Genomic DNA, 14,051 nt, shown 5'->3' on the forward strand with positions numbered 1-14,051 from the left:
AAGTCATCGAGCGGCATACCACGTCGCAGGCGCCGGCCTCTGCCGGCGCCGGTGCTGCCGCGCCCGCCGTCGCGGCGGGCGGCCAGGTCCAGGCGTGCGGTGAAACCGCTCGCCCCGCAAGTGACTCTTATAAGGCCATCGTCTCCCAGCTCAACGACATGTGGGGCACCAACTTCCAGGTTTATGAGTCGCTCAATGCCGGCTCGCCCCACGCCCGCAACGGCGGATGCATCTTCTACAACCAGAAGTTTCTGGACAGCCTGTTTCAACAGTGGATGAGAATCGACGATCCCGATGCTGTCCGGCCGATGCTCTACGCGATCTTCGCTCACGAGATCGGTCATCTCGCGCACAGCGACTTCGATCCCGACAGTCAAAACGTCCCGGTCAAGAACAAGGAGCTCGCGGCGGATCAGTTCGCCGGCTACTCGCTCGAACGGATGGGTATTCGCCGACTCGATCCCGTCGAGGTGACGCGCTATTACCAGCTCACCGGCGACGACTTCGTCGGTCACGCCTCCGGCCATGGCAACGGTGACGAGCGCACGACGGCGTTCGAGGACGGATGGCATCGCGCGCAAGTCGGACTCCCCGAACAAGGCACACAACCTGCCGGCGGACTCGGCGAGCCGTAAGGTCCTGGTCGCGATTCTTGAACATGAGCGCTTCGACAATTTCAAATTCATCACAAGCTACCGCGGACGCGATTCGCGCCGGCACCGACGCGATCGACGCACGTGCGCTTGGCTTTCACTACGGCGATCGCGAAGCACTCAGCGACGTCACGTTCTCGATCGGGCGCGGCGAGATCTTCGGCTTCCTCGGACCCAATGGCGGCGGCAAAACCACGCTGTTCAAGTTGCTATCGACGCTGGCGCCGATTCAATCGGGCAGCGCACGACTCTTTGGTCACGACCTGGCGGGCGAAACCGCTGCGGTGCGGCGTAGGCTCGGCGTTGTGTTTCAGCATCCGAGTCTCGATGGCAAGCTGACCGTCGGCGAAAATCTCGCGGCTCATGGTCATCTCTATGGGATCTCCGGTAAGCGGTTGCGCGAGCGCAGCGCGGCGATGCTCGAGCGGCTGGGATTGTCGGCGCGCCAGCGGGACCGGGTCGAGACGCTATCGGGCGGACTCCAGCGCCGGGTCGAGTTGGCCAAGGCTCTGCTGCATGAGCCGGCGTTGCTGCTGCTCGACGAACCCAGCACCGGGCTGGATCCTGCCGCGCGCCGCGAGTTCTGGAATTACCTCGAGCACCTGCGCGAGCACGAGAATGTGACCATCGTGCTGACGACGCATTACATGGAAGAGGCGGAGCGATGCGATCGCATCGGCATTCTGCATCAGGGAAAGCTCGTCGCAATCGCACCGCCGGGCGAGCTCAAGTCCGAAGTCGGCGGCGACGTGATCGTGATTCATACCGCGGCGGCTGAAGTCCTGCAGCGAAAAATCCTCGCGCGCTTCAAGCTCAAGAGCCAACTCGTGGACGGCGCGATTCGGATCGAAAAATCGCGCGCGCATGAACTCGTTCGCGATCTAATCGACGCATTTGGCGAGGAAATCGAATCCGTCTCATTCGGCAAACCGACGCTCGAGGACGTCTTCGTGCATCTGACCGGGCATCAGTTCTTTGCGGATGCTGCGCCGACGAATTAAAGAATGCGAGATATTTTTCTTCAGGCTCAAACCCTCTGGTATCGCGAAGTCGTGCGCTTCATCCGCCAACCGATCCGCGTGGTCAGCGCGATCGCGACGCCGCTGGTTTTCTGGCTGCTGCTCGGCGCCGGTCTGCAAGCGTCGTTCAAACCGAGTGGGATGCCGCCCGGGCTCGACTACGTACAGTACTTCTATCCCGGCGTAATTGTGCTGATGCTCCTGTTCACGGCGATTTTTGCGACCGCCTCGACCGTTGACGATCGCCGCCAGGGGTTTCTGCAAGGAGTGCTGGTTGCACCGATCTCGCGCGCGACCATCGTGCTCGGCCAGGCGCTCGGATGCACGACGCTGTCGCTGATGCAGGGAGCTATCTTTCTCGCGATGGCGCCGCTGGCGGGAATTCATCTCAGTCTCGAAGCGATCTTCGTGTCGCTCGCGATGATGGGGTTGATCGCGTTCGCGATGACGAGCATCGGACTGGCAATGGCGTGGAAGACGGAATCGACGCAGGGCTTTCACGCGTTCATGAACATGTTGCTGCTGCCAATCTGGATGCTCTCAGGCGCGGTGTTCCCGGTCGCCGGCGCGCCCGGATGGTTTCAATGGACGACGCGCCTCAATCCGCTGACCTACGCAGTGGATGCGCTGCGGCACGGCCTCTATCTTGCCGAACCAGCCTCAAGCGGCGCGACCCTGCCTATGGGATCGTCAGTAGCGATCGCCATCGCATTCGCCGCGTTCGCATTCATCCTGGCAACCCGCGTCGCCCGCACCGCCTCCACGATCTAGCGCGGCGGCATTCGCAGCGCGCCGTCGAGGCGGATTGTCTCGCCGTTCAGCATTTCGTTCTCGACAATGTGGCGCGCGAGCGCTGCGTATTCGGACGGCTTGCCCAGGCGCTGCGGGAACGGAATCTGTGCTGCCACCGCTTTGCGATTCGCTTCGGGCAACCCCGCCAGCATCGGCGTCTCGAAAGTTCCCGGCGCGATCGTACAGACACGGATGCCGAGCGACGCGAGGTCGCGGGCGATTGGCAGCGTCATCGAAACCACGCCGCCCTTCGACGCCGAGTAAGCTACCTGCCCGATCTGACCGTCGAACGCTGCGACCGACGCGGTATTGATGATCACGCCGCGCTCGCCGTCGGCACCCGGCTGATTCTTGGCCATCTGCGCCGCGGCCAGCCGCGTCACGTTAAATGTGCCGATGAGATTCACCGCGATCACTTTGCTGAACAGGTCGAGCGAGTGCGGGCCGTCCTTGGTCACCGTGCGCATCGCGCGACCGATGCCGGCGCAGTTCACGGCGATTTGAATCGAGGAGAACTTCGCGACCGTCTTCGCAATCGCGTCAGTAACTTGATCAGCGGAAGCGACGTCGGCCTCGACGAATAGCGCATTTGCGCCGAGCGACTCGGCGACCTTCGCGCCGGGCGACGACGAAAGATCGAGAATCACGACCTTGGCGCCCGCCGACGCAAATTCGCGGACGGTTGCCTCGCCGAGTCCAGAGCCGCCACCGGTGACGAGTGCGACCGCATTTTTCAAATTCATATCAACCTCGCGGAAGTAAGTAGCCTGAACGCGACGAAGTTATGATTGCGGGCGCGGTTATGCAACCGCGGCGCTTGAGCGCTACTTCGTGGACAACGAAAATCTCTCGCTATCAGCAGTTGCCGCCGGAGCTTTGCACGGTCGCTGTGCCGGGAGGAGGACCTGGGGAACAAAACGGTGGCGCATCGTCTGCGGCTTCCGCAGTCCCGCCGTTGGTTGCCTTTGCGTGCGCGAAGCCGCCGGCCTCACATGATGCTTCCGCCGTCCCGCTCGTCTCGGCGTTTGCTGTGGACGTGCACTTGCCTGCAGCTCCGTCCGCCGACGCTTGGGCAGTGCCAGATCCGCTCGCAATGGCAGACGCATTGGCGCGCGAGTCAGCACTAGCCTCCGCACTGCCCGATTCGCTCGCATTGGCGGTCGCCTTGGACTTCGAGTCAGCACTAGCCTGTGCACTGCCCGATCCGCTCGCATTGGCGGTCGCCTTGGCGCCCGCGTCAGCACTAGCCTCCGCACTGCCCATTTCGGTCGCTATCGCGTTTGATTTGCCGTGCGTGTCAGAACTAGCTCTCGCATCGCCGCCGGTCTTCGCGATTGCCTTCGACTTGCCACCCGTATCTGCACTTGCGGCGCAGGCGCTCCCATCAGTGCCGGTGTGCGAGACGCTGTGGTTGCCACTCGCTTTGCACGTCACTCCTCCCGCAGCATGGGCACTCGCCGCCGCGAATGCCAAAAACGCCGCGCCGGTAAGCAACCCCATCGTCGTCTTCGGTAGTTTCACAGGTTCCCCTCCCGCGTCGCTGATCTGCGTTATTTCCCGTTCGAGTCGCTCTAATAGAACAATCTGGTGCCAAGCAGTGTTGGATATCTATATGACAGGATTTGTTGTTTAGCGTAGTTCCCGGTGAAGCGCTACGGCGAGGCTTGCTGTTGGGCGGCGGGATGCGGCGTTTCTAGCATTCGCCTGGCGGCGGCGACGGCGTCGCTGGAGCCGGCCAGTTCCAGGATATCGCCTTCGCGCAGGATTTCGTCGCCGGTTGGCACCACCACTTCGGAGTCGGCGCGCCCTATCGCGACGACTACGGCGCCGCTGTTGGTATGCAAGTCCAGCTCGGAGAGGCTTTTGCCGATGCCGTCGCTGTCGGCGCGCAGCGGCACCGGCGTGATCATGCCGATGCCGGGGACTTCGTATGAGTCGCCTTGCGCATCTGCGGGAGCGCCGCGCAGTGCCGTGGCGATCAGGTGCGTGGCGTCGCGAAGCTGACCCTGCATCTGGCGCGCGCTTCGGGTCACAATGACGATCATCAGCACGATCGTGATTACGATGATTCCGATCCCCTCGACCGGCGCCATGAAGGGCTGAACGATCGCCAGCAGTGGCACCGCGGCGACCAGCAGAATCGTGATCTGCAACAGCTCGATCAACGCGCTCACCGCGGGCGCGCCACGCGGGGGAAGTTCGGCGAAAGCGCGTGACGCGAGTGCGGTCGCGAGACGGCGCGCTCCGAAATACATCGCGGCTGCCGGCGCGGCGCATAGCAGTAGCGCGAACGCGTCCACGAATAGACCGGCGGAGAAATACGCCAGCTGTTCCATGCTCGCAACGGTGGTAGTCACGTCGAGCGGATCGCGCTCGTTGACGATCAGAATCGCGCCGATAAGTACCGCGCTCGAAACGATTGTGGCTGTCGGCCATGCAATCGAGTTGGCTTCCTTCGCCGGCTGTCCGGCGTTGCGAATCCGCTCGAGCCATGAGTCATAGAGCGCCTCGAGCACCTTCAGCGGGCGTGGGAGCCGCGCCGCAACGAATTCGGCGACCGGGATCGAGCCGCGAATCATGTAGGGCGTCAGGAAAGTGGTGACGGCCGAGACCGCCACGGCGAGCGTGTACAGAAAATCGCGAGTGGCGCCGCTCTTCAGCCCCGCGCCGGCGATGATGAACGAGAACTCGCCGATTTGCGACAAACTCATGCCGGCTTCGATCGAAGTCCTGGTGCCGACGCCGCTCAGCATCGAGGCGAAGGTCACGCCGACAATTTTTCCGCCGACCACCGCCGCCGACAGCACGATCAGCGCCTGCCAATGCTGCTGGATAAGGGCTGGATCGATCATCATGCCGACCGAGACGAAGAACACCGCGCCGAATATGTCGCGCAACGGCGCGACCAGATGCTCTATCTGCTCGACTTTGCCCGACTCCGCGACCAGCGATCCCGACAGGAACGCGCCAAGCGCGACCGAATAGCCGGCGTGCTCGGCGAGCAGCGCGAACGCGAAACAAATGCCGATGACTGCAACCAGCGTCGTTTCGGGACGGTCCATCCGCACTACGAATCGCACCACCGGCGGCACGAAGAGGAAACCGATGCCGACGAACGCGACCAGGAACAGGATCAGCCGCGCGATCGTCACCGTCATCAGCGATGCTGATACGCTCGCGCCCGAGGCCAGCGTGGTCAGAATCGCGAGCTCGACCACGGCGGTGAGATCTTCGGCGAGCAGAACGCCGAACACCAGTTCGCGCAGCCGATCGGAGACGGGAGTCTCCTGGTAGGCCTTGGCCACGATGGTCGTGCTCGAGATCGAAAGAATCGCGCCGGTGAAAATGCTCTCGAGCGGCGTCCATCCGAGCGCGCGTCCGCATACGTAGCCGAGCCAGATCATGAAGCCGACCTGCAGCGCGGTAATAAAGCCCGACGTCGGCCCGAGCCGAATCAACTTGCGCACGCTGAATTCGAGCCCCAGCGCGAACATCAGCAGGATCACGCCGAGCTCGGAGAGCGTGTGGATGCGCTCGGGGTCGGCGAGCAGGGGAATCGGAACGTTGGGTCCGACGATCAGGCCCGCAATCAGATAGCCGACGACGACCGGCTGACGGATTTTCTGAAAGATGATGGTGGTGACGGCGGCGACGCATAGCACCATCGCGAGATCTTCGAGAAATGTGTGTGAAGTAAGTACGTGCACAGTCGCGTCGGGGCATCTTAGCTTGCGGCGGAGACCGGGCGCGAGAGTGCGGGAGATCTACTGCTTAAGGGCCAACGGAGGTCCGCTGACTCGAGTCCCCTTTAGCGCGACGTTCACCTCGACGCGATTGGCAATCTTGATGAAGGGGATGCCGCTGTTCATGCCGTAGTCCTTGCGGTCGAAGTATAGCGTCCCACTAATTGTGCCGGTGCCGGTGCCCACGCCGGACACCGTAAGTGTCAGCTTCTCGGGTCTGGTAACTCCTCGTATCGTAAAGTTGCCGTCCAGCTCGAAGGTGTTAGGACCGGTCTGTAAAATCTTCGTGGACTTGAACGTGATCAACGGATTGTGATCGACGTCGAAAAAGTCTGAGCCCTTCAGCTTGCCATTCTTGAGACCGCTCCCTGTATCCACGGTCGCGGCCTGAATCTTGACGTCCAAAACTCCTGTCGTCACGTCCGGAGACGCAAAAGTCAAAGTGGCGTCCCACTTGTCAAAGGTGCCCTTGATCGCTACCGACGCTTCGACGTCGAACCTGATCGAACTTTCAGCCGGTGTGATCGCGAAGACAGGAACTCCCTGTGCTTGGCTTAACGATGGGATCAAAGCAGATGCTAACAGGCAGAGAACAACTAATCGCATGCCGGCCAATGTCAGTCTTTCCCGAGTTACTGTCAACCGCAGCTCTTAGTTTGTGTTCGTTACTCGGGGCAATACCTTGGTCCAGAACAGTTCTATCGTTTTCATCAGCCGATCGTGCGGCATCAGGCCGTTGTACATCCATGCGAAGACCCATCGGATCGGCAGGCGTTTCAACAGGTGCTCGACTTGACGCGTGACTGTATCAACCGTGCCGACGAAGGCGAGGCCATTGGTCCACAGATCCGCGGGCTCGCCGGTCTTGGGATCGTCGAGGCCTTTGGAGAATCCGAACGGCTCGAACCATTCGTGGCCGCAGAAGTAACCGCTCTCGCGCCAGATTGCGCGCGCCTCGTCGTCGCTGTCGGCGATCACGATATCGCGCAGCACGCCCATCCCTTCGCCGAGCGGTTTGCGCGAAACTTCCGCATACACTTCGCACAGTTGATGTTCGAGCGAGGGATGCAGCGGCGGCAGAATCGCCGTGACGCCTTCCTGCGCGCACCATCTTATGCTGCGTTCCGACGACGCGAACGGCTGGAAGATCGGCGGATGCGGTTTCTGCACCGGCTTGGGCACGACCGACACCGCGCGTACGATCCCGTTTTCGACGCCCCCGCCCCATTTCGCGGTCGCCTCGAGCGTCCACGGCGTTTCGCCGGGCGGCACGCGCCAGTATTTGCCCTCGTACGAAATAAAATCCTGGGTCCACGCCTGCTTGATGATGCGAAAATTCTCCTCGAAGGCCGCGCGATTGGCGTTGTCGATTTCGTCGTGCTGATGCGGCAGCGCGCCATGAATTCCGTGCGTCTGCTGCGCCATGATATCGACCCATCGCCGCTGATAACCGCGCGCGAAGCCCGCGTTGGCGCGCCCGCCGCTCATGTGATCGAGCATCGCAATGTCCTCGGCGACGCGCAGTGGGTTCTGCGACGGCAACACGATGCCGAGCTGGCCGACGCGCAGCCGTTTGGTCTGCATCGCGATGTACAAGTCGAGCAGCACCGGATTGTTCGACAGCTCGAAGCCTTCGACATGAAAGTGATGCTCGGTGAAGCTGATCGAGTCATAGCCGAGGTCGTCAGCGAGGCGGGCCTGCCTCGTGATGTCGTGCAGCATCTGATCGTAGAGATGTCCCTGCAATCCGACGCGCCCTTTTTCGATGTCGGCTTTGCTGCCGACCGACGGTAGGTAGAACAGCGATACTTTCATGGTGTCCCGACTGTAGAACTCCTCGAACGAAAACGGCAAACGACAAAGCAACCTAACCCCTAACCCTTTTCGAGTCGAGGGAAGGGGAACAATCGGGCACTGTCCTCCCAAACATTTCCCCAATGAACCTGAGAGCGAAATGGCGTCCTCGCCATTTTGCGATTTCCGGTCACCGGGTGCAGAGCCTGTCCTGAGCGAAGCCGAAGGAGGTCAATCCTGCCGAAGGAAGCGTGAAACCCATCGCGGGTTTCACATTCAATTAAGTGCGTCTCTCCTTTGCCGACTTGCGCGGGGCGGCGCTATAGTCGGGACGCGAACGAGGCCAGCGATCGGCAAAACTCATTGGAGAGGTGAATCGATGTCGCAACAACAACTCCAGCAGATTATTCAGATGCTCAAGGCGCAGCCGATCGCGGGCCGTCCCACGGTGCAAGAGACGCGAGCGAATTTCGAGCAGATGGCGTCGCTGTTTCCGGTCGCCGCCGACGTCAAATGCGAACCGGTGAATGAGGGCGGCGTCAAGGCGGAATGGGTCACGGCGCCGGGCGCGGACGCGGGACGCGCGGTGCTCTACCTGCACGGCGGCGGTTATGTAATCGGGTCGATCAATACGCATCGCGATCTGGCAGCACGAATTTCGCGTGCGGCTAAAGCGCGCGTGCTGTTAATCGACTACCGGCTCGCGCCGGAGCATCCGTTTCCTGCGGCGGTCGAGGATTCCGTCGCCGCGTATCGCTGGATGCTCGCGCAGGGACTGAAAGCCTCGCGCATCGCGGTCGCCGGCGACTCCGCCGGCGGCGGGCTCACTGTCGCGACTCTCGTTGCGATTCGCGACGCCAAGCTGGCAACTCCTGCCGCGGGAGCGTGCCTGTCGCCGTGGACCGATCTCGAAGGGCTCGGCGATTCGATGAAGTCCAAGGCGTCCGTCGATCCGATGGTGCAGAAGGAGGCGCTGCTCGAAATGGCGAAGCACTACCTGGCCGGGCAGGATGCGCGCAGCCCGCTGGCGGCTCCCCTTTATGCCGACCTCGCCGGGCTGCCGCCGCTGCTGATCCAGGTCGGCACCGCGGAAACTTTGCTCGACGACTCGACGCGAATCGCGGAGCGCGCGCGCAAGGCAGGCGTGAAGGTCACGCTGGAGCCGTGGGAAAATATGATCCACGTCTTCCAGGTTTTCGCGCCGATGCTCGACGAAGGGCAGCAGGCGATCGAGAAGATCGGGGAGTTCGTCCGCGCCAACGCCGCGTAAGAACGGAGCGTCCATCGGCGATCGTGTAGCGGCTCTCGACTGGGCACGCATCGGGCGCGATCTCGACGCGCAAGGCTACTCGACGATCGGACGGCTGTTGCGCGCGCCCGAATGCGCTGAGTTGATCGCGCTGTACGGCGATCGCGAGCGTTTTCGCAGCCGTGTCGTGATGGAGCGACACCAGTACGGGGTCGGTGAGTACAAGTATTTCGCGCGCCCGATGCCGCCGCGGGTCGAGGAGTTGCGCGCCGCGATGTATCGCGAGCTGGCGCCGACGGCGAATCGATGGGCCGAGCGGTTGCGGACTCGCGATTCGTATCCAGCGTCGCTCACGGAATTTCTGAAGTTTTGCGCCGCGCACGGACAGACCCGGCCGACACCGCTGATTCTTCGTTACGAGGCGGGCGGCTACAACTGCCTGCATCAGGATTTGTACGGCGAGGTCGCGTTTCCGCTGCAATTCACCTGCGCGCTCAGCCGCCGCGGACGCGACTTCGAAGGCGGAGAATTGTTGCTCGTCGAGCAGCGCCCGCGAGCGCAATCGCGTGGTGAGGCGATCGCGCTCGATGCCGGCGAGGGAATAGTCTTCGCGAACCGCTACCGTCCCGCCCCAGGAGCAAGAGGATTCCATCGCGTGAACCTGCGTCACGGCGTCAGCACGATCAAATCAGGCGTGCGCTATGCGATGGGCGTCATCTTTCACGACGCCGCGTGAACCCGGCCTACGGATTGTGTTCGTCGGCCGGACACTTGCCGTCGGTGCAAGCGCAGGTCGCGCCGTCGTTATCGGTGCGGAACTTGCCGCAGAAGTCAGTGCAGGCGGTCAGGTTATCGTCCGAGCCGTAGAAGCCCTTGCACTGCGCCGCGGCAGTCGGCCCCTTGGGATTGGAGAAGTCCGCGTGACGATCGCGGTCAGCCGCAAACGCCAGTCCCGCCACCGCGATCGCAAACAGTCCAGTCATGATCATCTTACGCATCGAAATCGTCCCCTAGGCACGAAGCCCCCAAGCCGCGTGCGAGATTCGTTTGACGGTATCAACACCCTCCCCTATTCACAAACTGAGCGTCGAGGCTGGTGCGCGATCCGACAGGCTGTACGGTAGATTTCACACTTTGTTGTCGCCAAAGCAACGTACTGCTAGGTTCCAGTGAGATCGCAGCTGCCTGTCTTCAGGCAAAGGGGAATATTAGATGCAACGAAGCTTTCTCGTTTTATTGCTCGTCTTATCGATCTCCATCGCGGGCGCGGGGGTCTTTTCCGCCTGCGGCACACAGTCTGGTTCGACCGCGAATTCGGCTCCCAGCGGTTCAAGTTCTGCTGGCGCATCGGGATGCGAAATTAACCCGGAACCGATTTGCGAACAGATCGCCAAGCAACCGGTTGTAGAATCAAATACTGGCCTAACGGTCGACCCCCGCGAGCGCGAAGGCAACAGCGCGCGTACTTCATGGGAACATACCAGCACACAGACGCCCGGCGGGACCACGATTTCGATCAATTGCGGCATCAACAGCGAGCACAGTAGCGTCGTTTCTGCGCAGGCTCTTAAGGGGGCACCCTTAACCGATGCCGACGTGATGTACCTGCGCGCGCAAGGACTTTGCAAGAACTGATGCGTTCGGGCCGTGCGGTTATTGAGGCGTTCCTCAGTCTCGGAAGGCCGATATTGATAGCCGCGACCGCACTCTGCGCAGCGGCATGCTCTCAGACGGTGCAATCGACACCGCCGGCGCAGCATCCGATAATCGTAGGGCCCGAGAAGGAATCCTCCACCGCTATGAACGCGGAGCCGGAATGGCTCTTGCGAATCAACGAAGCGCGTAAAGCTGCGGGTCTTATGCCTATCGTCGATAACCAGTTTCTGAGCGACGCCGATGCGAGGCATGCCCGCTACCTTGTGAAGAATCACGCCGGCTTCGAACTAGGTGCGAAAATGCACGACGAGGATCCGAGCAATTCCTGGTATACGCCGACTGGTCAAGTCGCTGGCCGCACTGGCGACGTCATCCCGCCGAGCCATTCGGAACTCACTGATGATGAAGCAATCGAAGGCTGGCTCTTAGCGCCGTTTCACGCATTGCCGATACTCGATCCAACATTGCGCGAGGCGGGCTTCGGCCGCTATTGCGAAGCCGGATGGTGCGCCGCGGTGCTCAACTTCGGGCGCGGCTCGAGCTGGTCATTAGGTAACGCCGCTCAAGCGGTGAACAGCTCTCCGCAACATCAACGCTTCACAGGATCGAGCATCTCTGATGCAACCGAAGCGCAGGAGAGCGCCCAGTTGCCCAAGCCAATCGAGTATCCTTCTGAGGGCGAGACAGTGAAGCACGTGCGTTTCACCATGCGCGAATTTCCGAATCCGCTCTCTGCCTGCCCCAACTACGAAAGACCGACCGGGTCGATCATACTGATCTCGTTTGGCCGCGACTTCAGCCCAAATATCAGCGATGTTTCTTTCACGACGGACGGCGAAACGCTCGAAACATGCACAGTCACCGCGGACAGTTACCGAAGCTCGGATCCTTCCCAAGTGCTTGCTGCCCAGTCTGGACTCAAGCACTACGCGGCCGCTCTTATTGTTCCACGCGCGCCGCTGCAGGCCGGCAAGTCGTACTCGGTTTCAGTCACCTCTGGTGAAAAGACATATCGATGGTCATTCAAGACTGATCAATATCCCTTCGATCAGGATTCCGACTGAACCCGGCTAGTCGGACTCGATCGGCAATTCGCCAGGCCGTTCGTAACGCCTCAACGGAATCAGCAGCGCGAAAGACGCAAGCGCAACCGCGAACGCCGCCGCGATCGCAACCCGGTAGCTTCCCGTGCGATCGATGATCAAACCAACCAGCGGCGGACCGACCATCGCGCCAATGCCACCGCTGGTGTAAAGCGCGCCGAGCACCGTCCCCATCCGCTGCGTGCCGAACAGATGCGCGATCACTGCGGGCGAGAGCGCGACGTAGCCGCCGTACCCCACGCCCATCACGAGTGCGAACACGATCATCATTGGATATGAAGCCGCGGCCAGCCAGATACCGTAGCTGAGTGCGAGGACGAAAAAGCTTGCCTGGTAAAGCCGCACCACGCCGGCGCGATCGGCGAGACTGCCGAGTCCCATCCGCCCCGCGACGCTCGCGCCACCGATGATCCCTACGAGTGCGGCGCTGGCGAACTCGCTCGCGCCGCGGTCATGCGCGAACGACGGCAAATAGACGAACGGCACGAAGATCACGATCGAGACTGTCACCGACGATGCGTACAAGAAGCCGAAGGCTGGACTGCGCAGCGCGTCGGCCAGACGTACTCGCGAAGGCGTCACGTGCACCGGAGGCCGCTCGACGATCCACGCGCACCCGAGCAGAATCGCGGTGGTCGCAATCGCGAACACCAGGTAGGTCGTGCGCCATCCGAGATGTGCGATCAGGGCCGCCGCGATCGGCGCACCGCATACTGTGCCGAATCCGATCCCCGCCACTGCTATTCCGAGGCCGGTATTGCGCCGTCGGATTAGCCATCCGCCGACCACCGCGACCATCGGAACATACGCGCATGCGACTCCAACCCCGACGCCGAGTCCGTAGGTCAGGTAGCCGAGCCACAGACGATCGATTATCGACGTGAGCGCGAGACCAAGCCCCATGCCGATTGCGCCGGTCGCGACTACGATTCGCGGGCCGAAGCGGTCCGCGAGATGACCGGTGACCGGGCCGAGGATGCACCACACCAGCACCGTGATCGAGAATACCGCCGAGGTCGCGCTGCGGCGCGTGCCGAACTCCACGGCCATTGGCTTGAAGAACGCGCCGAAGCTGTAGGCGACGCCGTACGTCGCAAACATCGCGACGAACGCGGCCGCCACCATCCGCCATGCGCGCGGAGAATCGAATAGCTCGAGCGACGGGATCGGCTCGCCCGATTCTCCCGCGCCGGATGCGCCCGGCTCAGTGATGATCGTCCTCATGCTCGAGCGACTTGCGCGCGGCCTGCAGGTCCTTTCGTTGGGCCGCGGTGAGCACAGGATACTTGAGGTTCAAGTCCTCGAGCGCGCTGTTAATCGCCGCCGCCACCACCATGCGCGTGTACCATTTCTTGTCGGCGGGCACGACGTACCATGGCGCGTGCGGCGTGGCGGTGTGCTGGATCATTTCCTCGTAGGCCGCCATGTAGTCGTTCCATCGCTCTCGTTCTGCGATATCGGCCGCCGAGAATTTCCAGTTCTTCGCGGGTTCCTCGAGACGGCTCAGGAAGCGCTCCTTCTGCTCCTCCTTCGACACATTGAGAAAGAACTTCCGGATAACTACGCCGTTGTGCGACAGATACTGTTCGTATGCGTTGATATCGGCGAAGCGTTCTTTCCAGATGTTCTTCGTGACCAGCGACGGCGGCGTGCGTTCGCGCTCGAGCAGCTCCTTGTGCACGCGGACCACGAGTACCTCCTCGTAGTAGGAACGGTTGAAGATTCCGATTCGGCCGCGCTCCGGGATGCACTTGTTGCTCCGCCACATGAAGTCATGATTGAGCTCCTCGACCGAAGGCTGCTTGAACGAATACACCTGGCATCCCTGCGGATTGATGCCTGACATCACGTGCTTGATAACGCCGTCTTTGCCGGCCGCGTCCATCGCCTGGAAGATCAGCAGTATCGCCCAGTGATCCTGCGCGTAGAGCTTGTCCTGTAAATCGACCATCCGCTCGATCGAATGGGGCAGTTCTTTTTCGGCGTGTTTTTTCGATTTGACGCCGCCGCAGTCGCCGGGATCGAAATCCTTCAAGCGAAAC

Annotated in this window: 15 protein-coding genes; 7 read left to right on the forward strand and 8 right to left on the reverse strand. The window is 61.7% G+C overall.

What is annotated here, in order from left to right:
• The 3 genes from VIW95_RS11040 to VIW95_RS11050 all read left to right on the forward strand — a co-directional run.
• The coding region (locus VIW95_RS11040) for a hypothetical protein (RefSeq protein WP_331586375.1) at positions 1-635 on the forward strand (635 nt) is incomplete at its 5' end.
• Positions 636-658: 23 nt separating this feature from the next.
• Positions 659-1,654: an ABC transporter ATP-binding protein gene (locus tag VIW95_RS11045; protein ID WP_331586377.1), complete on the forward strand. Its 996-nt coding sequence runs from the start codon at positions 659-661 to the stop codon at positions 1,652-1,654.
• A gap of 3 nt (positions 1,655-1,657) precedes the next feature.
• Positions 1,658-2,443: an ABC transporter permease gene (locus VIW95_RS11050; RefSeq protein WP_331586379.1), complete on the forward strand. Its 786-nt coding sequence runs from the start codon at positions 1,658-1,660 to the stop codon at positions 2,441-2,443.
• Here the strand turns inward: VIW95_RS11050 and VIW95_RS11055 are convergent.
• The 5 genes from VIW95_RS11055 to VIW95_RS11075 all read right to left on the reverse strand — a co-directional run bounded on the left by VIW95_RS11055 (position 2,440) and on the right by VIW95_RS11075 (position 8,022).
• Positions 2,440-3,207 carry a 3-hydroxyacyl-CoA dehydrogenase gene (locus VIW95_RS11055; protein ID WP_331586382.1) on the reverse strand — a complete coding sequence of 256 codons (768 nt, stop codon included), beginning with the start codon at positions 3,205-3,207 and terminating at the stop codon, positions 2,440-2,442. The genes VIW95_RS11050 and VIW95_RS11055 overlap by 4 nt on opposite strands.
• Positions 3,208-3,319: 112 nt before the next feature.
• Positions 3,320-3,985 (reverse strand): DUF6764 family protein, encoded by a 666-nt coding sequence (locus tag VIW95_RS11060; RefSeq protein ID WP_331586384.1) that lies wholly within the window; start codon positions 3,983-3,985, stop codon positions 3,320-3,322.
• 131 nt (positions 3,986-4,116) lie between these two features.
• A complete protein-coding gene (locus VIW95_RS11065) occupies positions 4,117-6,171 on the reverse strand; it encodes a cation:proton antiporter (RefSeq protein ID WP_331586386.1) in 2,055 nt (684 codons plus the stop codon).
• A 57-nt stretch (positions 6,172-6,228) separates the two neighbouring features.
• Positions 6,229-6,777 (reverse strand): YceI family protein, encoded by a 549-nt coding sequence (locus VIW95_RS11070; protein ID WP_331586388.1) that lies wholly within the window; start codon positions 6,775-6,777, stop codon positions 6,229-6,231.
• 81 nt (positions 6,778-6,858) lie between these two features.
• A complete protein-coding gene (locus VIW95_RS11075; protein ID WP_331586390.1) occupies positions 6,859-8,022 on the reverse strand; it encodes an LLM class flavin-dependent oxidoreductase in 1,164 nt (387 codons plus the stop codon).
• Between the two features lie 358 nt (positions 8,023-8,380).
• Between VIW95_RS11075 and VIW95_RS11080 the strand changes: the two genes are divergently transcribed.
• Together VIW95_RS11080 and VIW95_RS11085 are read left to right on the forward strand one after the other, a co-directional pair.
• Positions 8,381-9,271, forward strand: coding sequence for an alpha/beta hydrolase (locus VIW95_RS11080; protein WP_331586392.1), 891 nt, complete (start codon positions 8,381-8,383; stop codon positions 9,269-9,271).
• A gap of 97 nt (positions 9,272-9,368) precedes the next feature.
• A complete protein-coding gene (locus VIW95_RS11085; protein ID WP_331586394.1) occupies positions 9,369-9,986 on the forward strand; it encodes a 2OG-Fe(II) oxygenase in 618 nt (205 codons plus the stop codon).
• Positions 9,987-9,993: 7 nt separating this feature from the next.
• Here VIW95_RS11085 and VIW95_RS11090 read toward each other — a convergent pair whose 3' ends face one another.
• Positions 9,994-10,248, reverse strand: a complete 255-nt coding sequence (locus VIW95_RS11090; RefSeq protein WP_331586396.1) for a hypothetical protein — start codon at positions 10,246-10,248, stop codon at positions 9,994-9,996.
• A 214-nt stretch (positions 10,249-10,462) separates the two neighbouring features.
• On the opposite strand from VIW95_RS11090, the gene VIW95_RS11095 reads away from it, so the two are divergent.
• On the forward strand, positions 10,463-10,885 hold the full coding sequence (locus VIW95_RS11095) for a hypothetical protein (RefSeq protein ID WP_331586398.1): 423 nt from the start codon (positions 10,463-10,465) through the stop codon (positions 10,883-10,885).
• Positions 10,886-10,983: 98 nt separating this feature from the next.
• A complete protein-coding gene (locus VIW95_RS11100) occupies positions 10,984-11,970 on the forward strand; it encodes a CAP domain-containing protein (protein WP_331586400.1) in 987 nt (328 codons plus the stop codon).
• Positions 11,971-11,976: 6 nt separating this feature from the next.
• Here the strand turns inward: VIW95_RS11100 and VIW95_RS11105 are convergent, their stop codons facing one another.
• Both VIW95_RS11105 and VIW95_RS11110 read right to left on the reverse strand, forming a co-directional pair.
• Positions 11,977-13,233: an MFS transporter gene (locus VIW95_RS11105; protein ID WP_331586402.1), complete on the reverse strand. Its 1,257-nt coding sequence runs from the start codon at positions 13,231-13,233 to the stop codon at positions 11,977-11,979.
• Positions 13,214-14,051, reverse strand: an 838-nt coding sequence (locus VIW95_RS11110) for a polyphosphate kinase 2 family protein (RefSeq protein ID WP_331586404.1), incomplete at its 5' end; no start/stop codon positions are given. The genes VIW95_RS11105 and VIW95_RS11110, both read right to left, overlap by 20 nt.

The sequence above is a fragment of the Binatus sp. (SeqCode) genome (assembly GCF_036522015.1).
Classification (GTDB): Bacteria; Desulfobacterota; Binatia; order Binatales; family Binataceae; genus Binatus.